Below are 22,856 nucleotides of genomic sequence, written 5' to 3' on the forward strand. Positions count from 1 at the left end.
GAGACAATCATGAAAACGGAACAACTGACTGCCGTGCGCAGTGCGCACCCGGTCGACCCGGCCGTGCGGGCGCGCGTGATGGCGGAGCTCGCGGAAGTCGAGCGCCGCCATGACGTGACCGTACTGTTCGCGTGCGAATCGGGCAGCCGCGGGTGGGGGTTCGCCTCGCCGGACAGCGACTACGACGTGCGCTTCGTGTATGCGCACCGGCGCGACTGGTACCTGAGCGTCGAAGCGCAACGCGACGTGATCGAGCGGCCGCTCGACGACGAGCTCGACGTCAGCGGCTGGGAACTGCGCAAGGCGCTGCAACTGCTGCGCCGCTCGAACCCGACGCTGCTCGAATGGCTCGACTCGCCCGTCGTGTATCGCGAAGACGCGCGCTGGGCGCCGCGGCTCAGGTCGCTGGCGTCGGCGTTCTTCTCGCCGGTGCGCGGGCGTCATCACTACCTCGCGATGGCGAAGAAGAACTTTCGCGGCTATCTGCAGGGCGACACGGTGCGCTACAAGAAATACCTGTACGTGCTGCGGCCGCTGCTCGCGGTGCGCTGGATCGACGCGGGGCTCGGGATGCCGCCGATGCGTTTCGCGGCGCTCGTCGACGGCACCGTGCACGAGCCATCGGTGCGCGCGGAGCTCGACGCGCTGCTCGCGCTGAAGATGAGCGCGAACGAAAGCGAATACGGGCCGCGCCGGCCGGCGATCCACGCGCTCGTCGAGACGATGCTCGCCGATGCCGAACACGATCGCGAATACAAGCGGCCGTGGGGCGACGTGGCGATGCTCGACGCGTTCCTGCGCGACGTGGTCGACGCCCGATGAAAAGCGAACGGCGCGGTGCCTGCGGGCATCGCGCCGTTTGCGCATCCGTTCCGTACACGTGCGACCACACCGCCCAGCAACGTACGTGCCCGCACACAAAGCGTCGCGGCCGCGATCGGCGCGCTTTGCGGCGGTATACTCGACACCGTTCGGCAAAGCGCGCCGCTGCATGCGCCGCCGCCTTCGACCGCCCCGCTTGCTGACGATGCGCTTGCAGTCCGACGTCTTGCGCCCGCCCATTCACAGTCGATACGAACCGTCATGTCGCACCGCCTTTCGCTCGCCATCGCCGCCCTCCTCGCCGTTTCCCCGATCGTTGCCCAGGCCCGTCCGCTCACGCGGCCGCCGGTCGAGCGCGACTTCAAGAACTGGTCGGTCGTCTGCGACAACGTCAATCGTTGCATTGCCGAAAGCCATGCCGACGACACCGACGACTCGCGCATCAGCCTCATCCTGCGCGTGACGCGCGATGCCGGCCCGGACGCGCAAGCGTCGCTCGCCCTCTATGCGTCGGCGCCGCTGGACCTGCGCACCGCGCGCGCGGACGGCCGCCCGTTCGACGCGATGGCGGCCCAGTGGCATGCGTTCGGCGGCAAACCGGACGACGACGAAGCACACCCGTTCCGGATCCGCACCGACGATCCGGCAACGGTTGCCGCATGGCTCACCGCGGCGCGCAACGCGCAACTGCTGAGCTTCGGCGATCCGGCGTCGGCGCAAGCCGCTCGAACGCCGTTGACGGGATTGAACGCCGCGCTGCTGCTGATCGACGACACGCAAGGCCGGGTCGGCACGACGACGGCGCTGCTGCGCCCCGGCAACCGGCCCGCGTCGTCGGTGCCGGCCGCGCCGGCACTGCCGCCCGCCGTCGTGCCGGCGCCGGCAGTCGCGGACCTGCCGGCCGGCGGGCAGCGCCCGCTCGTCGACGCGGTGCTCGCGAAGTTCGGCGACGACATCAAGCAATGTGCGGCCGACGTCGAAGACGAAATGTCGGCCGGCGATCGCCGGAAGGCGTCGCGCGCCGTGGCGATCTCCGCCGACGAGGCGCTCGTCGCGATACCGTGCCAGACCAGCAGCATGTATAACCACACCGACCTGTGGTATCGCGTGCGAAGAACGGCACCGTTCACGCCGACGGCGATGAATTTCGGCGAGAACGCGAACGCGGGGCTCGACTCGGCGTCGTTCGCGAACGAACTGACGGAGGCCGCCTACGACCGTACCCGCGCGACGCTATCGAGCAAGGTCAGGCTGCGCAGTGCCGGCGATTGCGGCTCGACCGCGTCGTGGATCTTCGACGGCCGGCGCTTCCTGCTCAGCGACATCGCCACGCACGGCACGTGCAACGGCCTGTTCGACGATCAATGGCCACGCCTGTATCGACGCGCCGATGCGCCGGGAAACCGCTGACGCGTGCATCGCACCGAAACACGCCGGCAGTCACACCCATAACAAACCGAGGGGCCGCCTCATGCATCTCCCGTTCATCGATGCGTCGCGCAACGCGACTGCGACGCGGCGCACGCGCGGCTGGCGCGGCGCAATTGCGTTCGCGCTGCTCGCCGTCACCGCGTTCGCCTTTTCGCCAATGAAGGCAGCACGCGCGGCAAGCGCCGACGATGCGGTCGAAATCCCGTTCTGGTCGCGCGACTGGGTCGGCACGATCGGCAACCGGCATGTCGAAGTCTCGCTGTCGCGCGTGGCCGGCACGGTATCGGGCTCGTACTGCTACGCGCCCTGCACGTCCGACAAACGCTACCGGCTCGCGCTGAAGGGGACGCTCGATGCGCACGGCGCAACGCTGTCGGAACGCGACAGCGGCGCGAAAGCCGACGCCGATCGCGTAACGGGCACGTGGCGCGTGGCATCGCTCGACAATGCGGTGGCCGGCACGTGGGCGTCGCCGGACGGCAAACGCACGCTGCCCGTCTCGCTCGCAACGAAACAGGACGGCAGGCCGTTCCCTTACGAGATCCGCCTCGTCGCGGACAAGCTGCCGGACGACGACGGTTCGTGCAACGACCCGCCGCACGTCGCCGCGATCCTCCTGTACGATCGCGGCCGCCTCGTGCAGACGCTGCAGACCGATTCACGCGGCACCTGCGGCCTGTTCACGCCCGATTTCGCCGACGTGAATTTCGACGGCTGGCCCGACCTGATGCTCGCGCAATCGATGGGCGCGAGCCCGAACATGCCATACCAGACGTGGATCTTCGACCCGAAGACGCGGCGCTTCGTCGACGCGCCGCAGGGGCTGCAGGGCATCACGTCGCCGGAGTTCGATGCCGTGCACCGGATCATCTGGACGAGCTGGCGCGCGAGCTGCTGCGAGCACGGCGTGACGACCTACCGCTGGCAGGGCAACGACGTGAAGGAGGCCGACTCCGCCAGCAGCTACCTGCTGCCGGTGCTCGACGGGAACACGCGCCGCTATTGCTACGTCACGCCCGGCTACAGCGACGGCTACATCGAGTTTCCGCAGCGCATCGAGCAGACCGGCACGGGGCTGCGCTCGACGCTGGGCACGCTGAAAGACTGCGAGGCGGACGCGTCACCGTGGATGGCGCGCGTGTACATCGGCATCTGGAAGCCGGGCGCGCCCGGCCACGCGCCGACGCTCGTCCGCACCGAAAAAGTCGCGTGGAAGCGCACGCCGACCCGCGCCGGCATGAAGTTCTGCCCCGACGTGCCGTTCTACGATAACGGCCGCATCCGCCGCATCGTGCTGCGCGACGATCCCGACCAGTGCAACGACAGGAATCCCGACCAGAACTAGCGCGCGTGCCGACCGCATGCGCGTGCCGCCGTCACGTCACGCGCCGACGATCGAGATCGAGAACCCGTCCCAGCCCTTCTGCCCGACCGTCTGCACGGCCGTCGTGGTGACGTTCGGCGCGGCCGCGAGACGCGCGAACCCGTCGCGCACGCCGGCCACGTCGGGCTCGCGATTGCCGGGATCGGCCACGCGGCCGCCGCGCACGACGTTGTCGACGACGATCACCGTGCCGGGCCGCGACAGCTTCAGCGCCGCGTCGAGATAGACCGGGTTGTTGTCCTTGTCGGCATCGATGAAGATGAAATCGAACGGTGCTTCGCCCGCGTCGACGAACCGCGCGAGGCTGTCCTTCGCGCTGCCGACCACCACCGTCACGACCTCCGCGAACCCGGCACGCGCGATGTTCCGCGTCGCGACCTTCGCATGTTCGGGGTTCAGTTCGAGCGTCACGAGCGTGCCGCCCGGCGGCAATGCGCGCGCGAGCCAGATCGTGCTGTAGCCGCCGAGCGTGCCGACCTCGAGGATCCGCCGCGCGCCGCGGATCGTCGCGAGCAGTTGCAGCAGCTTGCCCTGGTTCGGCGCGACGTTGATCGCGGGCAGCCCGGCCGCGTCGCTCGCTGCCAGCGCGGCGTCGAGCGCGTCGTCGGACGGCACGAGCGTCGCGGAGAAATACGCATCCACCTGGTTCCAGTGTTCCTGATTCATCGCGCACCCCTTGTTTGCGGAAAGGGCATTCTATGCGCCGCACCGCCATAAGCAACAAACCATTCGTTCTAAGGACCGCCGCGCACGTGCTCCTATAATCGCTCGACCACCACAACAACAGACGGAGCACCCATGACCGACCAGGCCTCTTCGAACTGGCGCCTCGAAACCATCGCCGTGCACGGCGGTTATCGTCCCGACCCGACCACGCGCGCGGTCGCCGTACCGATCTACCAGACCGTTGCGTACGCATTCGACGACACGCAGCACGGCGCCGACCTGTTCGACCTGAAGGTGCAGGGCAACATCTACACGCGGATCATGAACCCGACGACGGACGTACTCGAGCAGCGTATCGCCGCGCTCGAGGGCGGCATCGGCGCACTCGCGCTCGCATCGGGACAATCGGCCGTCACGTACGCGATCCAGACGATCGCCGAGGCCGGCGACAACATCGTGTCCGCGAGTTCGCTGTACGGCGGCACCTACAACCTGTTCGCGCATACGCTGCCGCAATACGGGATCACGACGCGCTTCGCCGATCCGCGCGACCCCGCGTCGTTCGAGCCGCTGATCGACGCGCGCACGAAGGCGATCTTCGCGGAATCGGTCGGCAACCCGCTCGGCAACGTCACCGACATCGCCGCGCTCGCGGAAGTCGCGCATCGCCACGGCATCCCGCTGATCGTCGACAACACGGTGCCGTCGCCGTATCTGCTGCGCCCGTTCGAGCACGGCGCGGACATCGTCGTGCATTCGCTGACGAAGTATCTCGGCGGGCACGGCACGAGCCTGGGCGGCGCGATCGTCGATTCGGGCAAGTTCCCGTGGGCCGAGCATGCGGATCGCTTCAAGCGGCTGAACGAGCCCGACGTCAGCTATCACGGCGTCGTCTACACGGAAGCGTTCGGGCCGGCCGCCTATATCGGCCGCGCGCGCGTGGTGCCGCTGCGCAACATGGGCGCGGCCATCTCACCGTTCAATGCCTTCCAGATCCTGCAGGGCATCGAAACGCTGGCGCTGCGTGTCGAGCGGATCAGCGACAACGCGCTGAAGATCGCGCAGCATCTCGCGCGTCACGAGCAGGTCGAATGGGTGAACTATGCGGGCCTGCCCGATCACCCCGACCATCCGCTGGTTGCGCGCTACCTGTCGGGCCGTGCGCCGGGCATCCTGACGTTCGGCGTGAAAGGCGGCCGCGACGGCGGGGCGAAGTTCCAGGACGCGCTGAAGCTGTTCACGCGGCTCGTCAACATCGGCGACACGAAATCGCTCGCGACGCACCCGGCATCGACGACGCACCGGCAACTGTCGCCGGCCGAACTCGCGAAGGCCGGCGTGAAGGAAGAAACGGTGCGGCTGTCGATCGGCATCGAACATATCGACGACCTGCTCGCCGATCTCGATCAGGCGCTCGCGCAGGTGTGACCGGCACGGGCGCGCCGGCTTGCCGGTGCGCCCTGCATCGAATGTGTTGACCTTGAAGCGGCTTCAGGGTGTTCAATCCCCGGTTGATGCCGGGGCAACGCCCGGCGTGCATGAACCGTACCCTGCGGCCGGGCAGCCGGACGCCGAGCCCGCTGCGGTACGCCAACCGTTCGAGAGGCCTCATGACACCGACCGCGAAGCTTGCGCTACTGACGTTACCGCCCGTGCTGGCGGCCTGTTTCGGCGCACTCGCCGCCGCGTGGCGCGCCCCCGGCCCGGCCACGTCGAGCGTCATCCAGCATTTCACCGGCGGCATCGTGTTCGCGGCCGCGGCGCTCGAACTGCTGCCGCAAGATCGCGCGCATGCGCTGTTTCCGGTCGTCGTCGGCTTCGTGCTCGGCATCGCGCTGATGCTCGCGATCCGTGCGCTGTCCGGCGCGATCGAGACGCGCTTCGAGGACGCGCGGCTGCCCGTGAGCCTCGTCGTCGTCACCGCGATCGACCTCGTCATCGACGGCCTCGTGCTCGGCATCGCCTTCTCCGCGAGCACCGAAAGCGGCATCATCCTGACCGTCGCGCTGACGCTCGAGGTGCTGTTCCTCGCGCTGTCGGTCAGCGCCGCGCTCGCGGCCGCCGGTATCGGCCGCATGCTGTCGATCGTCGTGCCGGTCGGGCTCGCGGCACTGCTGAGCATCGCGGCCGTTGCCGGCAATGCGGCGTTCGCAGGGCTTCCCGCCAATATCTACGCGGCGCTGCTCGGGCTCGGCACCGTCGCGCTGCTGTACCTCGTCACCGAGGAACTGCTGGTCGAAGCGCATGAGGTGCCCGAAACGCCGTTTGCGACGGCCGCGTTCTTCATCGGCTTCATCGTGTTCTTCCTGATCGAAGGATCGGTGAAGGCCGGATAAGCCGGGCGCGGCCGCGCGCCGGTTACCACGTCGTCGCGCCCGTCGGATACGTATCGACGATGCGCGTGCCGTTGACCGGCGTCACGCCTTCGTCGCGCAGCGCGGCCCACAGGTCGATCGCGTGTTCGCGCGACTTGCGGCTGCCGTCGTCGGTCAGCACGTTCAGTGCGATCACCTCGTCGCGGGTCGTCAGTTGCAGTTGCTCCTTCAGCTTGCGTGACTGATGCGACGCGGTGCGGATGTCGCCGAGCAGGATCCGCTTCTCCGCGACATCCTGCCCGCCGCCTGCATCGGCCGGCACGAACGTCAGCCGTCCGTTTCCGACTTCGCATTGCCCGCGCGTGAACGTCGCGCTCCATTCGCCGGCCGGCACGGTCGCGAGCTCGCAGCGCATCCGCTCGTTCGCGCGGCGGCCGACCTCGTGCGCCGGCGCGTGCGACAGCGCGCGTTCCGGCCAGCCGGCCGCCATCGCAGCCGTCGACATCAGGCACGCCGCGAGCACGATTCCTTTCGCGAAATGGCGCATGGCACTCTCCTTTTCGTGTGGGGTGCGGCCGGCGGGCACCGTGCCGGCCGGCCGCGCATGAACGATCAACGAACCGCAAGACGGTTGTCGTGCGCATCGACCCGCGGCGCCGCCTCGCCGCGATGTACCGTCGCGCGATGGATTTCCTGGTTGCGCGCGACGGTGGCCGGGCTCGCCGGGTAGTCGTGGTTCGGGCTCGGGATCACGCCGTCGTGGCGCGCACGCACCAGTTCCTGACGGACTTCCTGACGGGTCTTCTGCTGCGCGGCCGCTGCCTGCGAGAGGGCCGCAATCGACAGGACGGCGGCGGCGACGACGATCATCGGTCGCGGAATGTTCATGTGGCTCGCTCCTTGCTGGAAAGATGTGACAGGAGCCTTCACTTTGATCCGGCGGCGGTGCGGAATCGTGATCGCAGCATGACGGTTTCGTCACTGCCCCGGCCTCTCCTGCATCGCACTCCCGATGAAAACGGGTCGCAAGTTTCCAGGTCGATGACGCGGTAATGACATTTTTCTCATTTGTCCCTCACCTTCACGATCCGAACGCTTTCCAGAATCGGCAGCGCGATTGCGACATTCCGCGCCTGCCGCACCAACGCGCGGCGCCGGAATCGACCGATGCACGGATCGATCCTCTTGAACCTCAGGGACACACCATGAAAACTCCAGTTCGGCTCGCGATGATGTCGGGTGCGATGCTCACGGCCGCCCAAGCGGCACACGCGTCGGAAGTCACGCTGTACGGCCTGTTCGATACGTCGTTGACCTACGTGTGGAATGCCGACGCGAACGGCACGAATCTCGTCGGCCTCGGCAACGGCAACCTGCTCGGCAACCGCTTCGGCGTGAAGGGCGCGGAAGATCTCGGCGGCGGGCTGAAAGCGGTCTTCACCCTGGAAAACGGCTTCAACCCGAACACCGGCGCGCTCGGGCAAGGCAACCGGATGTTCGGCCGGCAGGCTTTCGTCGGCCTCGAAAGCGCGCGCTGGGGCACACTGACGCTCGGCCGCCAGTACGACGCGCTCGCGGATGTCGCGTGGCCGATTACCGGCGATTTCTACTTCGGCAGCGTCTATGCGACACCCGGCGACGTCGACAACTACGACACGTCGTCGCGCACCGACAACGCGGTGAAATACACGTCGCCGGTGATCAACGGATTCCAGTTCGTCGGCATGTACGCGCTCGGCGGCGTGGCCGGCAAGAGCGGCGCCGGGCAAACCTGGTCGGCCGGTCTGTCGTACAGCAACGGCCCGGTCGACGTGGCCGGCGGCTACTACTACGCCGCCAATCGTTCAGCGCTCGCCAACGGCATCCGCACCGGCTGGAACGGCACCTCCGACGGCACGTTCGACGGGTCGCTGGTCAACGGCGGCTACCTCTCCGCGAAATCGATCGGCATCGCGCGCGGCGCGTTGCGCTACAGCTTCGCGCCGTTCGCGGTCGGCATCGACTACAGCAACGCGCAGTACAAGGCCGATGCGATGTCCGCATTCCGGAGCACGCAGAAGTACGACACCGCGCGCGGCTTCTTCAACTACCAGGCGACACCCAGCCTGCTCGTCGGCGTCGGCTACAGCTACACGCGCGCCCGCGGCGATACGGGCGCGACCTATCATCAGGTGTCCGCCGGCGCCGATTACGTGCTGTCGAAGCGCACCGATCTCTACGCGGTCGGTGCATGGCAGCGCGCGAACGGCGAACAGCGCACGCTCGACGGCGGCACGCAAACGGCGCAGGCGTCGATCGGTTCCTATGGTTATGGCGGGACGCGCACGCAGGGCATCGTCAATCTCGGGTTGCGCCACCGGTTCTGATCGCGGCGGCAATACGCGCGCCGCGTGACGAAAATTTCATGTTCCGATCAGGTTAGCGAAGCGTCGCTTCGCTACGATCGTAAACGTGACGGGCAGCGCCCGTTCCAGACCACGCAAGCGGGTCGCTGCCGCACGGCACGTCACGCGTTAGGCCCGGACTCGGCGAGTGCCGGGCTTCTTTTTGCTCGTCGCGAATCGACATCCTGTGTGTTCGGCAACGAACCTGCGACCGACCGCGCGCTATCCCGGACGACTCCCGCCGCATCCCCGGCAACCTGAGACCGCGCAATCGCGTGCAGTGTGATCGCCGTCAACGCGTGCCGCTGCGCTGCGGGAACAGGCACACGTGCGTCTTGACGTACAGGTTCGGATTGCCGCAGCGATGCCCCGCATAGTCGATCTGCTCGCCAGGCATGAGGTCGGCCGGCAGCGGCTTGCGCGCGGCGGCGGGCGTGGCCGTTGTGGCCGACGCAGGGGGCGTTAGGCCGGAGCGCGTCGATGTGCAACCCGCGCACAACGGGACGATCAGGACTGCGATCAAGGCGAGGCGAACGGCGGGACGATGCAATTTTCGGTCCGGGGTGAAGGTCGGAAAGGGCCGCCAGCATTCCATGCTGCTGTCGCGGACGGCGCGAATGCCGTCGGCCAGGTCGACCATCGGCAGGCTTCATGTTCCGCTTCCCGCTCATCGCGCCCATGACGCGAACATGACGATTGCATCATGTCGGCCGCGGTCGAACGGCACGTCCCGGCATCACGCAATCTGACGTATTTTTCATCTCGCGATCACGATCACGCACGGCCGCTTTCGCATACTGGGTCCATGGTTCGCCACCCGGCGGCCCTGATCAAGGAGAGCACTCGATGAAAACCGCACAACTCGCAGCACTGTTCGTCACCGCCACGCTGTCGCTCGGCATGGTCACGCAGCCCGCATTCGCGCAGACGCAAACGCAGGGCAAGACCCGCACGCAGGTCGTCAATGAACTGAAGCAGGCGCAGCACGACGGCGTCGTGCCGACGAGCAAGACGCAGTACCCGCCGAGCGGCGAGCTCATCGCGCGCAACAAGGAGCTTCACGGGATTTCGGTGCATGGCGGCGAGAAGAAGCCGCAGACCGACAACCACGACGAACTGACCGCGCGGCAATGACGCCCGGCCGCACGACCGCGGGCAGCGCGCCACGCGCGGCCGCCTCATGGCGAACGCGCGGGCGTGCCCGCCCGCGGTGTCAGGCGCTGGCGGCCGCCAGCCGCTTCGGTTCGGCCGGCTGGCGCGGAAAGCGCAGCCAGAACGTCGTGTGCCGGCCGGGGTCGCTGTCGACGCCGCATTCGCCGCCGTGATTGTCCATGATTGACCGGACGATCGCGAGGCCGAGCCCGGTACCCGACGCCGAATTGTGCCGCGACGGATCGACGCGATAGAAGCGCTCGAAAATCCGCCCGACATGCTCGGCGGCAATGCCGGGCCCCGTGTCCGACACGGCAATCGTCGTCGCACCGCCCTGCTCCACGCAGTCGATCGTCACGACGCTGCCGCGCGGCGCGTACCGCAGCGCATTGGACAGCAGGTTGCTCAGCGCGCGCTGGTACAGCGTCAGGTCCGCATCGACCCACGCGTGACCGTCGACCTTCACCTGCACGCCCGCATCCTCCGCGAGTGCCTCGTAGTAGCCGGCCACGCGCCCGGCCTCCTCCGCCGCATTCAATCGCCGCACGTCGATCGACGTGCCGGCCTGTTCCGAACGCGCGAGAAACAGCATGTCCTCGATCATCCGCGACAGCCGCTGGTATTCGTCGATGCTCGACTCGATCACGTTCCGGTATTCATCCGCGCTGCGCGGCTGCGACAGCACGACCTGTGCGGCCGCCTGCAGGTTCGTGAGCGGCGTGCGCATGTCGTGCGCGAGATTCGACGAGAACTGGCTCAGCCGCGTGAACGACTCGTTCAGCCGCCCGAGCATCCCGTTGAACGCGTGCTCGAGTTCCTTCAGCTCGCCCGCGGTATCGAGTTCCGGCAGCGGATGGGCGAGCCGGCTCGTCGACATCTGCTCGGCGCGCGCCGCGAACCGCCGCAGCGGGCTCAAGCCCAGCGCCGCGATGCCGTACGCGATCGCGGCCGCGAGCATCACACCGAACACCTCGATCACGACGATCGTATAAGCGTGCGTGCGCAGCAGCAGCATGTCGGCGCTGCGGTCGTACTGCACCGCGACGCGTACCACCGGCGCACCTGCGCCGGCGAGCGGCACGGTCGTCACGAGATACTGCTGCCGCGCGCCGGGCGGCGTGACGCCGACCGGCACGCGCCCCGCGTCGAGCGACAGCAGCGGTGCAATCAGCCGGAATCCGGGCGTGCCGACGAGGCGCGTGCCCGTCGCGTCGTAGATCGCGAGATCCATGTTCGGATGGCCGTGCAACTGGTCGATCCAGATATCGACGTTGCGCGTGACGTCTGCCGTCGAGCGCGCTTCGGCCAGGTGCGCGCCCAGCGCGGCGGAAATCCCGGCCATCTGCTCGGCGGCCGTCGTTTCGACGCGATTGCTGAGCGCCTCGTAAAGCGCGACCCCGCTCGACGCGAGGATCACCGACGTCGACAGGATGATCAGCGCGGTCAGGCGTCCGCGCAGCGTACGCGGCAGCAGTCGCGCGATCATGCGGCCGCGCCGCCGCGCGCTTCGAGCACGTAGCCCATTCCGCGCACGGTGTGGATCAGCTTCGGGTCGTACGCGTCGTCGATCTTCGAGCGCAGGCGCCGGATCGCCGAATCGACGACGTTCGTGTCGCTGTTGAAATTCATGTCCCACACCTGCGACGCGATCGTCGCGCGCGGCAGGATTTCGCCTTCGCGGCGCATCAGCAGCCACAACAGCGCGAATTCCTTCGCGGTCAGCAGGATCGTGTCGCCCTGCCGCGTGGCCTTGCGGCGCGTCAGGTCGAGTTCGAGGTCGGCCACGCGCAGCGTGTTCGAATCGCGCGGCTGGCCGCGCCGCAGGATCGACTTGATGCGCGCGGTCAGCTCGACGAAATCGAACGGCTTCGCGAGATAGTCGTCAGCGCCGAGCTCGAGCCCCTTCACGCGATCGCCGACGTCGTCGCGCGCGGTCAGGAACAGCACCGGCGTCGACTTGCTGCGCCGCAGGTTCTGCAGCAGCGTCCAGCCGTCCTGCCCGGGCAGCATCACGTCGAGCACGAGCAGGTCGTATTCCTCGGTCTCGGCCTGGTGCTGGCCCGTGATGCCGTCCTCGACCCAGTCGACGACATAACCTGCTTCCGTCAGGCCCTTGCGCAGATATGCGCCCGTCTTCGGTTCATCTTCGACAATCAGAATTCGCATCACGCATTACCCTTGAAAAAACCCAGCCGGCGCAGCGCGCCCGACACGAAGCCGCCGCCGAACCCGCCCGCCAGCGCGGCACGCCACGACACCGCATGGCTGACGCGGTACAGCACGGGCAGCACCAGCAGCGTCAGCGCCGTGGACGACAGGATACCGCCGATCACGACCGTCGCGAGCGGGCGCTGCACCTCGGCGCCGGTGCCGGTCGCGAACGCCATCGGCAGGAAACCGAGCGACGCGACAAGCGCGGTCATCAGCACCGGCCGCAGCCGCGTGAGCGCGCCTTCGCGCACGGCGGCCTCGAGCGGCGTCCCTTCGTCGCGCAGGTTGCGGATGAACGAGATCATTACGAGCCCGTTGAGCACGGCCACGCCCGACAGCGCGATGAAGCCGACCGCCGCCGTGATCGACAGCGGAATCCCGCGCAGCCACAGCGACACGACGCCGCCGCTCAACGCGAACGGAATGCCGGTGAACACGAGCAGCCCGTCCTTCACGTTGTTGAACATCACGAACAGCAGCACGAACACCATGAACAGCGCGAGCGGCACGACGAGCTTCAGGCGCTCGCTCGCGCTCTGCAGCTGCTCGAACTGCCCGCCCCACGACACCCAGTAGCCGGCCGGCACGCGCACGTCCTGCTGAAGCTGCTCGCGCGCGTCGGCGACGAACGAGCCGACGTCGCGCCCGCGCACGTTCGCACTGACGACCACCCGCCGCTTGCCGTCCTCGCGGCTGATCTGGTTCGGGCCCGGTGCGACGTCGATCGTCGCGAGCTCCGCGAGCGGCACGTACGGCGCCGCCGCGAGCGGCGCGCTGGCGCCGGCCGCCGGCGCGGGCAATGCGATCGGCAGCCGCTTGATCGCCTCGATGTCCGAGCGCAGCTCGTCGGGCAGCCGCACGACGATGTCGAAACGGCGATCGCCCTGGAACAGCGTGCCGGCCTTCTGCCCGCCGACGGCCGCGGCCACCGTATCCTGCAGGTCGGCCACGCTCACGCCGTAGCGCGCGAGCTTGTCGCGGTCGAGATTGACGGTCAGCACGGGCAGCCCCGTGGTCTGCTCGACCTTCACTTCGGACGCGCCCGGCACCTTCTGCAATGCCGCCGCGATCTGCTCGCCGGTCTGGTTCAGCACGGCCATGTCGTCGCCGAAGATCTTCACGGCGACGTCGCTGCGCACGCCCGAGATCAGTTCGTTGAAGCGCAGCTGGATCGGCTGCGAGAACTCGTATGCGTTGCCCGGCAGCTCGGCGAGCGCTTCCTCGATCTCCCGCACGAGCTGGTCGCGCGGCTTCTTCGGGTCGGGCCACCGGTCGGCGGGCTTCAGCATGATGTAGCCGTCCGACAGGTTCGGCGGCATCGGGTCGGCCGCGATCTCGGCCGTGCCAGTGCGCGCGAACACGCGCTCGATCTCGGGGAAGCGCGCCTTCAGCGTCTTCTCGATCGACTTCTGCATCTCGACCGACTGCGACAGGCTCGTGCCGGGAATCCGCAGCGCAGCGACCGCCAGGTCGCCTTCGTTCAGGCTCGGGATGAACTCGCTGCCGAGCCGCGTGGCCAGCCCGAGCGTGACGAGCACGATCGCGCCCGCGCCGAGCATCACGCGCACCGGCCGCGTCATGAATGCCGCGAGGACCGGCTCGTATGCGCGCCGCGCCCAGCCCATCAGGCGGTTCTCCTTCTCCTCGACGCGCTCGCCGATGAACAGCGCGACGGCCGCCGGAATGAACGTGACGGTCAGCACCATCGCGGCTGCGAGCGCCATCACGACGGTGATGGCCATCGGATGGAACATCTTGCCTTCGACACCGGTCAGCGCAAAGATCGGCAGGTACACGACCATGATGATCAGTTGCCCGAAGATCAGTGCGCGCCGCGCTTCCTGCGACGCGCCGAACACCTCGGCGAAGCGCTCGTCGCGCGTGAGCGGCCGGCCGGCGGCGGCCTGCGCATGCGCGAGCCGCCGCACGCAGTTCTCGACGATCACCACCGCGCCGTCGACGATGATCCCGAAGTCGAGCGCGCCGAGGCTCATCAGGTTCGCACTCACCTTCGCGTTGACCATTCCGGTGAAGGTCATCAGCATCGACAGCGGGATCACGAGCGCGGTGATCAGCGCCGCGCGCATGTTGCCGAGGAACAGGAACAGCACGGCGATCACGAGGATTGCGCCTTCGAGCAGGTTCTTCTTCACCGTCGCGACGGCCTTCTCGACGAGCACCGTGCGGTCGTACACGGGAATCGCCTTCACGCCGGACGGCAGCGTGCGGTTCACGTCCGCCATCTTCTCGGCGACGGCCTTCGCGACCGTGCGGCTGTTCTCGCCCATCAGCATGAAGACCGTGCCGAGCACGACTTCCTCGCCGTTCGACGTCGCGGCGCCGGTGCGCAGTTCGCGGCCGATGTCGACTACGCCGACGTCCTTCATCCGCACCGGCACGCCGCCGACGTTGGTCAGCACGATGTTCGCGATGTCGTCGACCGTGCGCGCCTGGCCCGGCACGCGCACGAGATACTGCTCGCCGCGCTTCTCGATGTAGCCGGCGCCGACGTTGTCGTTGTTGCGTTCCAGTGCGCGCACGACGTCGGCGAGCGTCAGTCCGTACGACATCAGCTTCGCCGGATTCGGCGCGACACGGTATTCCTTCACGTAGCCGCCGATCGAGTTGACCTCGGTCACGCCGCGCACGTTCCGGAGCTGCGGCCGCACGACCCAGTCCTGCAGTTCACGCAGGTCGGCCGCCGTATAACGCGTGCCGTCGGGCTTGCGCGCGGCGGCATCGGCTTCGACGGTCCACAGGTAGATCTCGCCGAGCCCTGTCGACGTCGGCCCCATCGCGGGCGCGACGCCGGGCGGCAGCTTGTCCTTCGCTTCCTGGATGCGCTCGTTGACGAGCTGCCGCGCGAAGTAGATGTCGGTGCCGTCCTTGAAGATCACGGTGACCTGCGACAGCCCGTAGCGCGAGATCGAGCGCGTCTGCTCGAGGCCCGGCAGCCCGGCCATCACGGTCTCGACCGGATAGGTGATGCGCTGCTCGGCCTCGAGCGGCGAATAGCCGGGCGCGGCCGTGTTGATCTGGACCTGCACGTTGGTGATGTCGGGCACCGCGTCGATCGGCAGCTTCTGGTAGCTGAACACGCCCAGTGCGGCCACGGCCGCGATCGCCAGCATCACGAGCCAGCGGTGCGCAATCGCAAAGCGGATCAGGCGTTCAAACATGGCGGGGTTCCTTGAAGCGGGGCACGGTCACTTTCGACGGACGGGCCGCCCGGCCGGCCGCCCGGCCGGCCACCCGGCGGGCCGGAAATCTGGCCGCGAATCTGGCCGCGAATCTGGCTGCAAATCTGGCCGCAAATCGGGCTGCGGACCGGGCCGTGCTTCGCACCACGGCGCACACGTGATGCTCATTCATGTTCCGCGCTCCCCTTGCCGAGTTCGGCCTTCAGCACGAAGCTGTTCGACGCCGCGTATTCCTGGCCCGGCTTCAGCCCCTTCAGCACTTCGGTCGCACGTTCGTCGCGCCGCCCCGTCTCGACGGCCTGCGCGACGAAGCCCTTCGGAGAACGCACGAAAACGGACGGTGCACCGTCGACGTCCTGCAGCGCGTCGCTCGCGACCGCGAGCGGCACGCCCTGCTTGCCCGCGTCGACCGACACGTTCACGAACATCCCGGGCCGCCACACGCCGTCCGGGTTCGGCAGCACGACGCGCGCGGGCGCGGTGCGCGTCTGTTCGCCGAGCAGCGAACCCACGTACGCGATCGGGCCGCTCGAACGCGATTCGAACGCGGTCGCGACGACCGTCGCGTCGCGGCCCACCCGCACGTCGTTGAGCCGCTGCGCCGGCACGGCCATCTCGGCCCATACCGTCGACAGGTCGGAGATCACGAACATGCTGGCATCGGCGGCGATCGCTTCGCCGGGCGTCGCATGCTTCTCGACGATCGTGCCCGCGAACGGCGCACGCAGTTCGTAGCGGTTCAGCGCGCCCGCGCCGGCGGGCGCATTCAGCGCGGCGAGCTTCTGCCGCGCGTTCTGCACGGCGATCTCGGCTTCGCGCAACTGCACCTGCGCCTGCTGGTAGTCCTGCTCGGCCGAAATACGCTCCTGCCACAGCGTGCGTTCGCGCTCGTAGGTCGCACGTGCGCCCGACAACCGGCGTTCGGCCGTCAGCAGCTCGCTGCGCCGGTCGGCTAGATCGGTGCTCGCGATCACGGCCAGCACCTGCCCCTTCGCGACGTTCTGCCCGAGCGACACCGACACCTGCTCGACGATGCCGGCCACGCGCGGCACCACGTGCGCGGTGCGATCCTCGTTGAACTTGATCTCGCCAGGGAGCTGGAACGGTGTCGCGATCTGCGCGGGGCCGGCCTTCGCGAGTGCGATCTTCGAGGTCGCCAGCTGCGCGTCGGTCAACGCGATCGCGCCGTCGGCGCGTGCGAACGGGAACGAGGCGGCGTCATTGCCCGCCTTCACGTCGATCGTCGCATCGAACACGTGCGGCTTGGCGATCGACTGCGCGGACACGAACTTCTGGCCGGCCGCGTCGAAACGCAACGGCTCGTGCGTGCGGTCGTAGCGAACCAGCGTGCCGGACACGGTGACGCCCTTGCCGGCCGGCTTGCCGTCGACGAACGGATAGACGACGAGGCGCGCGTCGCCGGGCTTCTCCGTCATCACGATTTCGACGGACAGCTTGCCGCGCCTGAGCACGATACCGCCGCGCTCGCCGGCGGCTTCGGTGGATGAAGCGGATTCGGGCGCCGCCGACGCGGACGTGTCGTTGCCGCCGCCGTTGCGCGTGACGCCGAGTGCGCCGAGGACGATCCCGGCGGCGCCGAGCACGACCGCCGCGATGATCAGGATTCTGCTGCGTGACATGATGATCCTTCAGGTAATGGAGGCGTCCGTTGCGCTATTGCGTGACAGGCACAAGCGGCACAAGCGGTACAAGCGGTGCAAGCGGCGTACCGACGAGCCGGCCGATGTCGGCACGCGCGGTATGGGCGTCGGCGAGCGCGCGCACGTATTGCGACTGGCCCTGGAACAGCGTGCGCTGCGCGTCGAGCACGTCGAGGAAGCTGAACTTCCCGAGTTCGTAGCCGCGCGACATCGCGTCGAGCGCGACGCGCGCGGCCGGCAGGATGTCGTCCTTCAGCCGCTGCGCTTCCTGCGCGGCGGCTTCGAAATTCGCGTAGGCCTGCGTGAGCTCCAGCCGCAGGCGCGTGCGTTCGCGATCGAGATCGGCGTTCGCCCGCGCGGCCTTGTGCGTCGCCTCGAGCAGCGCGCCCTTGTTCGTGTTGAACAGCGGAATCGGGATCGACACACCGACCACGGCCTGGTTGTCCGGCACGCCGCCCGTGGTCACGCGCTTCACGCCCGCGCTGATCGTCACGTCCGGAATGCGCCGCGCGCGTTCGAGCGATACGGCCGCGTTCGAGCGCAGCATCTCGGCGCGCGCGATCCGCGCGAGCGGCGCGTCGTCGAGTTGCGCGGTGAGCGCGGGCAGCGAATCGACCGGCGGCACGGCTTCGAGGTCGCCGAGCACCGCCAGCCGGCCGTCGCGCGCCTCGCCCATCACCGCGTTCAGCTTCTCGCGTGCGACCTCGACACGGCCGCGCGCCGTCACGACTTCGATCTGCACACCGGCCGCCGCCACGTGCGCCTTGGTCGCCTCGACCGGCGACACCTTGCCGGCCTGTGCACGGCGGCTCGCGAGATCCGCGGAACGCGCGGCGATCGCGGCCGATTCCTCGGTGACCTGAAGCTGGCGCTGCGCGGCGAGCAGCCCGTAGAACGCGGCGATCACGTCGGCGCGCACGACGGCGCCCTGTTCGTCGAGAGACGCATTGGCCGCCTCCCTGCCGTACGACGCGACGTCGAGCCGCGCGCCGCGTTTGCCGCCGAGTTCGATCGTCTGGTTCAGCAGCACGGTCGACGTGCGTTCGGCGCGACGGAAGCTTTCCTGCAGGAACGACACTTCCGGATTGGGGCGCGCACCGGCCTGCATCAGCGCGCCCGCGGATGCATCGACGTCCGCACGCGCGCCGCGCAGCGCCGGATTGTTCCGGGCCGCGGCCGCGAGCGCATCGGCAAGCGTCAACGAAGTGGAAGGGCGTGCGTCGGGTGGCGGTGCGCCGATCGGCGCGGCGCTGCCGGAGGCAGCCGGAGCCGGCCCCGGCGACAGCGACGGCTGCGCATGAGCCGTCGCGGCCATCGCGAAGACAACGGCCACGGCGAGGTTGAGCTTGAGCATGTTCGGTTCTGCGGTAACGGTTCGCGACCGATGCTACGGTCCGGCCGCAGTGCGAACATGAGGCGAAGATGACATTTCCGTCATCTTGGGGGCGGCCGCGCGCGAGCGTGCTGTGCCCTGCGGGAATGGCATCCCGCGTAGACGATCAGGAGGATCGGGTGAACGTGCAGCCCGACGGCCGCGAGGAAGACTGCGGAGGATCGGGGAATCGGGGAATCGGCGCGCGTGCGCCGAAACCCCGGTGCGCAAATCAGGCTGTCCCTTGCTTCGCGCGCCGGCGCTGCACGAGCCAGTCGAGCAACTGCCGCCCGTCGCGCTCGCCGAACCACCGCGCGTGCCCGATCAGATACCCGTCGTATGCGATATCGACGATGGCCGGCGCATCGATGATGCAGCCGAAATAAGCCACTTCCGACAGCGCGAACTCCGTATGCACGATCGGCAGCATCGCGACCAGTGCCGCATAGGCTTCGTCGCCCAGCGGTTCGAGTGACTCATACCCGTCGAGCAGCGCGTCGATCTGCGCGTACTCGACGCGCCGCGCGTCGGCCGGCGCCATCCAGTCGACCGTATTGCGCTCGATCGCGAGCGCGAGGTCCATCACCGCGCAGGTGCGATCCGACAGCCCGAAATCGAGCACCGTCCGCACCTGCGCGCCGGGCCCCGCCTCGGTCCACAACAGGTTCGACGCGTGCCAGTCGCCGTGCGTCCACAGCGGCGGTAGCGCGGGCAGCAGCGGCACGAGGCGCGCGTGATACGGGCCGATCGCGTCGGCCACGTCGCCGCGCCAGTCGCGCGCGCCGAGTGCGCGCACGAGCAGCGGCTGCGCCTCGACCCAGCGTTCGAGCGCGCCCGCCAGATCGTCGGACGACAGCACGCGGAAGCTCGACAGCAGCGTGCGCACGGGCCGCGCCGGCGCATCGTAGCCGGCCGACGCGCGATGCAGCTCGGCCAGCGCGCGGCCGGCCGCGTAAGCGTGCGACGCATGCGTGAACGGCTGCCACGACATCACGCCGCGATACGGGTCGACGCCGGGCGCGAGCACATGCACTTCGTAGGTCCAGTCGCCGGACGCGAATGCGGTCGCACCGTTGCGATCCGCGAGCACGTCGACCACCGGCATGCCGCGTTCGCGCAGGTGCGCGATGAAGCGATGCTCTTCCTCGAGCCCCGCGACATCGCGCAGGCTCGCGTGATGACGCTTGACGAACAGCCCGCGCCCGTCCGCCATCCGCACGAGCACGGCCGCCGCGAACTGTCGCGGGCTGTGCCACGTGAGCCGCTCGGGCTCGCCGGCGCCGTCGATGCGCGCGAGCACCGCCGCCACCTCGTCGTGCGTCATCAGCGGCCAGTCGCGTTCGGCCTGCTCGCCGTCGACACCGAATTGCGGCGGCGCGACGTCACGCGGCAGGGCGCCGTCCGGCTCGAGTGGGAATGACATGAACGACGTTGCTCCGTAGTTGAATCGGCGCGTGAATCAGCGCGCGCCGCCGCCCGTTGCCAGCGCACCGCCGGCCGCCGCGCGCAGCGCCGCGGCCGTGCGGCTCCAGTCGCGCCAGCCGACGACGGCCAGCCCGATGAACAACGCGTAGAGGCCGGCCGTCAGATACAGTTCCTTGAACACGAACATCCCGACATACACGACGTTCACGACGATCCACAGCCCCCACGATGCGATGTAGCGCCGCGCGGTCCAGTATTGCGCGACGAGGCTGAACGCGGTCAGCGAGGCATCGACGAACGGCAGCGCCGCATCGGTCCAGCGCGCCATCATGCCGCCGAGCAACGCGCTGCCGACGACGGCCGCGATCAGGTCGGGCAGCATCTGCATCGGCCGCACGCCCGTGACGGGCGCGACATCGCCTGCCGGCGCCGCATTGCCGTCGGCCTCGCTCGCGCGCTGCGCGAGCCAGCGTTGCCAGCCGTACACCTGCAGCACCGCGAACGCGCCTTGCAGCAGCATGTCCGAATACAGCTTCGCGTCGAAGAAGATCCAGCCGTACAACGCGACCGACACGAGCCCGACCGGCCAGCACAGCATGCGCCGCTTCGCGGTCAGCCAGATCGCGAGCGCGCTGACGATCACGCCGGCGATTTCGAGTGGGGACATCGTCTGTGCTCTCCAGGTTAGCTGCCGGGGCTGCGGGTCACGCGGCCGGTTCCGGACGGTCAGAAATCATAGGTCAACGACACGCGGGCGGTGCGCGGCGCACCCGGGAACAGGTACGCATCGCCCTGCTGCTCACCCGCGTCGCGCCAGTAGAACTTGTTGAACAGGTTGTCCACCGACACGCGCAACACCGTGCGATGGCCGCCGATCTTCGTCGTATAACGCGCGCCGAGATTGAACACGAACCACGCCGGCACCTGCGCGGTGCCCTCCTCGTTCGCGTTGCGGGCCGCGCTGTACTCGACGCCGCCCAGCACGTTCAGCCCGGCCACGCCCGGCACCGCGTAGTCCGCATACAGCGACGCGCGCAGCGCAGGCACGTTGATGACCTGGTGCCCTTCGTAGGCCGGCGAACCCGAATCGTACGCGCGCGCGCGAATCGCCGCGACGCTGGCCGTCAGCCCCAGCCGCTCGGTCACGCGCCCGGCCGCGCCGAGCTCGATCCCCTGGTGCCGCTGCGTGCCGCGCTGCACGAACGTGTAGGTCGTGCCCGATGCGTCCGGATCGGCGAACTGGAACGGCTTGCTGATGGAGAACACGGCGGCCGTGAGGCTCAGCCGGTCGAGCCAGTCGTATTTCGCGCCGACCTCGAACTGGTGCGATTCGACGGGCGGCAGGAACGCATACGCGTTGGTCGCGCGCACGGGCGCCTGGTCGCCGAGCGACAGTGCCTTGCTGTACGACGCGTACAGCGACAGCACGTTCACCGGCTTGTAGACGAGCGCAACCTGCGGCAGAAACACCGAGCGGTCGGTGTGCGTCGCGTCGCCGTCGAGGCTGCTCCAGCTGCGCTGGCGCAGCAGCACCTCCTTGCCGCCCGCGAGCACCTGCCAGTGTTCGCCGATGCTGATGCGGTCGAGCCCGAACACGCCGTACTGCCACGAATCGAGCTGCGGATACGACGGCCCGGGCGTATTCGGCGACGGTGCAAACGAGACGTCGGGTCCGTAGATGTTCTCGCTGCCGACATAGTCGTACACGGCGGTCGCCATGTGCACGACGCGGCGCTGCACGCTCACGCCGAGCGTCAGCTCGTGCCGCAGCGGCCCCGTCGCGAACTTGCCGGTCGTGACGGCACGCAGGTCGTCGTTGCGCCGGTATTCGCCGGGGCTGCGGAAGTCGTACACGTCGTAGTCGCCGTTCGCGCCGAAGAAGAACGGCGACGTCGCGCCGGCCGTGCAGCTCGCCGCGTAATAGCAACCGTACGCGAACGCGCTGTTGTCGTCGATCATCGTGCGGCTGCGGCCGGCGGCGATATACGCCTTCCAGTCGTCGTTGAACTGGTAGTCGAAGCGCGCGTTCAGGTTCAGCGCGTCGGTCGTCACCGGTTTCGCCCACGGCTGCGTGCCGAGCGCCTTCGACGTCGTCTTGACCGACGGCACGACGGTGCCGCCGAGCAGCTGGTAGCCGGGCGCGGAACGCTGGATCCACTGCTGGAATTCGGCATTGAGCTGCAGGCTCGCGCGCGGGCTGATGTCCCAGTCGGCGGCGATCGAGCCGAACGTGCGCCGTCCGTTCGTGCCGTCGACGTAGGAGTGCATGTTCTCCTTCGCGGCATTGATCCGGAAACCGAACTGATTGTCGGGGCCGAAGCGGCGGCCGAGATCGACGGCCGCCGACGTCGAGCCGCGGCTGTCGACGCCACCCGTCACGCTCGCGACGTTCGCCGAGCGCTTCGTCACGAAGTTGATCACCCCGCCGGGCGCGACGACGCCGCTGTCGATGCCCGCAAGCCCCTTCAGGATCTCGACGCGCTCCTTGTTCTCGAGCGGCACGTTCTGCTCGCCGGACACCGTCAGCCCGTCGATCCGGATCGCGCTCGCGAGATCGACCGGAAAACCGCGGATCGCAAAGCCTTCGAAATAACCGACCGGCGCATAGTCGTTGACGACCGACGCGTCGTTGCGCACGACGTCGCTCAGCCGCTTCGCTTGCTGGTCGTCGAGCTGCGCGCGCGTGACGACGCTCACCGACGCCGGCGTATCGCGCAGCGGTGCGTCGTCGAGCCCCGCGACGGATGCCGTGCGTGCGCGCAGCGCGTTGCCGCGCTCGCCGCTCACCGTGATCGTCGGCAGCGTCGCGCTGCCGGCCGCCCCGGCGTCCGGC

19 protein-coding genes are annotated in these 22,856 nt (G+C 68.6%); 7 read left to right on the forward strand and 12 right to left on the reverse strand.

Annotated features, from left to right (window positions below; translation table 11 throughout):
• Positions 1-9: 9 nt before the first annotated feature.
• The 3 genes from L810_RS05490 to L810_RS05500 all read left to right on the forward strand — a co-directional run bounded on the left by L810_RS05490 (position 10) and on the right by L810_RS05500 (position 3,598).
• Positions 10-822 (forward strand): nucleotidyltransferase domain-containing protein, encoded by an 813-nt coding sequence (locus L810_RS05490; protein WP_042973332.1) that lies wholly within the window; start codon positions 10-12, stop codon positions 820-822.
• Positions 823-1,083: 261 nt separating this feature from the next.
• Positions 1,084-2,232: a DUF1176 domain-containing protein gene (locus L810_RS05495; protein WP_042973335.1), complete on the forward strand. Its 1,149-nt coding sequence runs from the start codon at positions 1,084-1,086 to the stop codon at positions 2,230-2,232.
• A gap of 61 nt (positions 2,233-2,293) precedes the next feature.
• Complete coding sequence (locus L810_RS05500; RefSeq protein ID WP_021157378.1) at positions 2,294-3,598, forward strand: XAC2610-related protein; 1,305 nt, start codon at positions 2,294-2,296, stop codon at positions 3,596-3,598.
• A 36-nt stretch (positions 3,599-3,634) separates the two neighbouring features.
• On the opposite strand, the gene L810_RS05505 is transcribed toward L810_RS05500, so the two are convergent.
• Positions 3,635-4,303 carry an O-methyltransferase gene (locus L810_RS05505; RefSeq protein WP_021157379.1) on the reverse strand — a complete coding sequence of 223 codons (669 nt, stop codon included), beginning with the start codon at positions 4,301-4,303 and terminating at the stop codon, positions 3,635-3,637.
• A gap of 132 nt (positions 4,304-4,435) precedes the next feature.
• On the opposite strand from L810_RS05505, the gene L810_RS05510 reads away from it, so the two are divergent.
• Complete coding sequence (locus L810_RS05510; protein WP_021157380.1) at positions 4,436-5,731, forward strand: O-acetylhomoserine aminocarboxypropyltransferase/cysteine synthase family protein; 1,296 nt, start codon at positions 4,436-4,438, stop codon at positions 5,729-5,731.
• Between the two features lie 182 nt (positions 5,732-5,913).
• A complete protein-coding gene (locus L810_RS05515; protein WP_021157381.1) occupies positions 5,914-6,639 on the forward strand; it encodes a ZIP family metal transporter in 726 nt (241 codons plus the stop codon).
• Positions 6,640-6,661: 22 nt separating this feature from the next.
• On the opposite strand, the gene L810_RS05520 is transcribed toward L810_RS05515, so the two are convergent.
• Both L810_RS05520 and L810_RS05525 read right to left on the reverse strand, forming a co-directional pair.
• Positions 6,662-7,165, reverse strand: coding sequence for a hypothetical protein (locus L810_RS05520; protein ID WP_021157382.1), 504 nt, complete (start codon positions 7,163-7,165; stop codon positions 6,662-6,664).
• A 65-nt stretch (positions 7,166-7,230) separates the two neighbouring features.
• Positions 7,231-7,506, reverse strand: coding sequence for a DUF4148 domain-containing protein (locus L810_RS05525; RefSeq protein WP_021157383.1), 276 nt, complete (start codon positions 7,504-7,506; stop codon positions 7,231-7,233).
• Positions 7,507-7,823: 317 nt separating this feature from the next.
• Between L810_RS05525 and L810_RS05530 the strand changes: the two genes are divergently transcribed.
• Positions 7,824-8,984 carry a porin gene (locus L810_RS05530; RefSeq protein WP_042973339.1) on the forward strand — a complete coding sequence of 387 codons (1,161 nt, stop codon included), beginning with the start codon at positions 7,824-7,826 and terminating at the stop codon, positions 8,982-8,984.
• A 310-nt stretch (positions 8,985-9,294) separates the two neighbouring features.
• On the opposite strand, the gene L810_RS05535 is transcribed toward L810_RS05530, so the two are convergent.
• Positions 9,295-9,642, reverse strand: coding sequence for a hypothetical protein (locus tag L810_RS05535; RefSeq protein ID WP_021157385.1), 348 nt, complete (start codon positions 9,640-9,642; stop codon positions 9,295-9,297).
• A 206-nt stretch (positions 9,643-9,848) separates the two neighbouring features.
• Here L810_RS05535 and L810_RS05540 point away from each other — a divergent pair, with 206 nt between their 5' ends.
• Positions 9,849-10,136: a DUF4148 domain-containing protein gene (locus L810_RS05540; RefSeq protein WP_021157386.1), complete on the forward strand. Its 288-nt coding sequence runs from the start codon at positions 9,849-9,851 to the stop codon at positions 10,134-10,136.
• Between the two features lie 79 nt (positions 10,137-10,215).
• Here the strand turns inward: L810_RS05540 and L810_RS05545 are convergent, their stop codons facing one another.
• From L810_RS05545 to L810_RS05580, 8 genes are all read right to left on the reverse strand, one after another.
• Positions 10,216-11,640 (reverse strand): heavy metal sensor histidine kinase, encoded by a 1,425-nt coding sequence (locus L810_RS05545; protein WP_021157387.1) that lies wholly within the window; start codon positions 11,638-11,640, stop codon positions 10,216-10,218.
• Complete coding sequence (irlR, locus tag L810_RS05550) at positions 11,637-12,320, reverse strand: heavy metal response regulator transcription factor IrlR (protein ID WP_021157388.1); 684 nt, start codon at positions 12,318-12,320, stop codon at positions 11,637-11,639. The genes L810_RS05545 and irlR overlap by 4 nt, the downstream gene beginning before the upstream one ends.
• Positions 12,320-15,544, reverse strand: coding sequence for an efflux RND transporter permease subunit (locus tag L810_RS05555; protein ID WP_021157389.1), 3,225 nt, complete (start codon positions 15,542-15,544; stop codon positions 12,320-12,322). Before L810_RS05555 ends, irlR begins: the two co-directional genes overlap by 1 nt.
• A 185-nt stretch (positions 15,545-15,729) precedes the next feature.
• Positions 15,730-17,205 (reverse strand): efflux RND transporter periplasmic adaptor subunit, encoded by a 1,476-nt coding sequence (locus L810_RS05560; RefSeq protein WP_021157390.1) that lies wholly within the window; start codon positions 17,203-17,205, stop codon positions 15,730-15,732.
• 34 nt (positions 17,206-17,239) lie between these two features.
• Positions 17,240-18,580, reverse strand: coding sequence for a TolC family protein (locus L810_RS05565; protein WP_021157391.1), 1,341 nt, complete (start codon positions 18,578-18,580; stop codon positions 17,240-17,242).
• 250 nt (positions 18,581-18,830) lie between these two features.
• Positions 18,831-20,021, reverse strand: coding sequence for a phosphotransferase enzyme family protein (locus tag L810_RS05570; RefSeq protein ID WP_021157392.1), 1,191 nt, complete (start codon positions 20,019-20,021; stop codon positions 18,831-18,833).
• Between the two features lie 36 nt (positions 20,022-20,057).
• Positions 20,058-20,690, reverse strand: a complete 633-nt coding sequence (gene pnuC / locus L810_RS05575; protein WP_021157393.1) for a nicotinamide riboside transporter PnuC — start codon at positions 20,688-20,690, stop codon at positions 20,058-20,060.
• Between the two features lie 59 nt (positions 20,691-20,749).
• A partial coding sequence (locus L810_RS05580; RefSeq protein WP_042973341.1) for a TonB-dependent siderophore receptor occupies positions 20,750-22,856 on the reverse strand: 2,107 nt, incomplete at its 5' end.

It is taken from the genome of Burkholderia sp. AU4i (genome assembly GCF_000466765.1).
GTDB lineage: Bacteria > Pseudomonadota > Gammaproteobacteria > Burkholderiales > Burkholderiaceae > Burkholderia > Burkholderia cepacia.

What these genes read in the sequence shown, in the direction of transcription:
- L810_RS05490 (WP_042973332.1), top strand. Translation starts at nt 10, where the DNA reads ATGAAAACGGAACAACTGACTGCCGTGCGCAGTGCGCACCCGGTCGAC.
- L810_RS05495 (WP_042973335.1), top strand. Translation starts at nt 1,084, where the DNA reads ATGTCGCACCGCCTTTCGCTCGCCATCGCCGCCCTCCTCGCCGTTTCC.
- L810_RS05500 (WP_021157378.1), top strand. Translation starts at nt 2,294, where the DNA reads ATGCATCTCCCGTTCATCGATGCGTCGCGCAACGCGACTGCGACGCGG.
- L810_RS05505 (WP_021157379.1), bottom strand. Translation starts at nt 4,303, where the DNA reads ATGAATCAGGAACACTGGAACCAGGTGGATGCGTATTTCTCCGCGACG.
- L810_RS05510 (WP_021157380.1), top strand. Translation starts at nt 4,436, where the DNA reads ATGACCGACCAGGCCTCTTCGAACTGGCGCCTCGAAACCATCGCCGTG.
- L810_RS05515 (WP_021157381.1), top strand. Translation starts at nt 5,914, where the DNA reads ATGACACCGACCGCGAAGCTTGCGCTACTGACGTTACCGCCCGTGCTG.
- L810_RS05520 (WP_021157382.1), bottom strand. Translation starts at nt 7,165, where the DNA reads ATGCGCCATTTCGCGAAAGGAATCGTGCTCGCGGCGTGCCTGATGTCG.
- L810_RS05525 (WP_021157383.1), bottom strand. Translation starts at nt 7,506, where the DNA reads ATGAACATTCCGCGACCGATGATCGTCGTCGCCGCCGCCGTCCTGTCG.
- L810_RS05530 (WP_042973339.1), top strand. Translation starts at nt 7,824, where the DNA reads ATGAAAACTCCAGTTCGGCTCGCGATGATGTCGGGTGCGATGCTCACG.
- L810_RS05535 (WP_021157385.1), bottom strand. Translation starts at nt 9,642, where the DNA reads ATGGTCGACCTGGCCGACGGCATTCGCGCCGTCCGCGACAGCAGCATG.
- L810_RS05540 (WP_021157386.1), top strand. Translation starts at nt 9,849, where the DNA reads ATGAAAACCGCACAACTCGCAGCACTGTTCGTCACCGCCACGCTGTCG.
- L810_RS05545 (WP_021157387.1), bottom strand. Translation starts at nt 11,640, where the DNA reads ATGATCGCGCGACTGCTGCCGCGTACGCTGCGCGGACGCCTGACCGCG.
- irlR (WP_021157388.1), bottom strand. Translation starts at nt 12,320, where the DNA reads ATGCGAATTCTGATTGTCGAAGATGAACCGAAGACGGGCGCATATCTG.
- L810_RS05555 (WP_021157389.1), bottom strand. Translation starts at nt 15,544, where the DNA reads ATGTTTGAACGCCTGATCCGCTTTGCGATTGCGCACCGCTGGCTCGTG.
- L810_RS05560 (WP_021157390.1), bottom strand. Translation starts at nt 17,205, where the DNA reads ATGTCACGCAGCAGAATCCTGATCATCGCGGCGGTCGTGCTCGGCGCC.
- L810_RS05565 (WP_021157391.1), bottom strand. Translation starts at nt 18,580, where the DNA reads ATGCTCAAGCTCAACCTCGCCGTGGCCGTTGTCTTCGCGATGGCCGCG.
- L810_RS05570 (WP_021157392.1), bottom strand. Translation starts at nt 20,021, where the DNA reads ATGTCATTCCCACTCGAGCCGGACGGCGCCCTGCCGCGTGACGTCGCG.
- pnuC (WP_021157393.1), bottom strand. Translation starts at nt 20,690, where the DNA reads ATGTCCCCACTCGAAATCGCCGGCGTGATCGTCAGCGCGCTCGCGATC.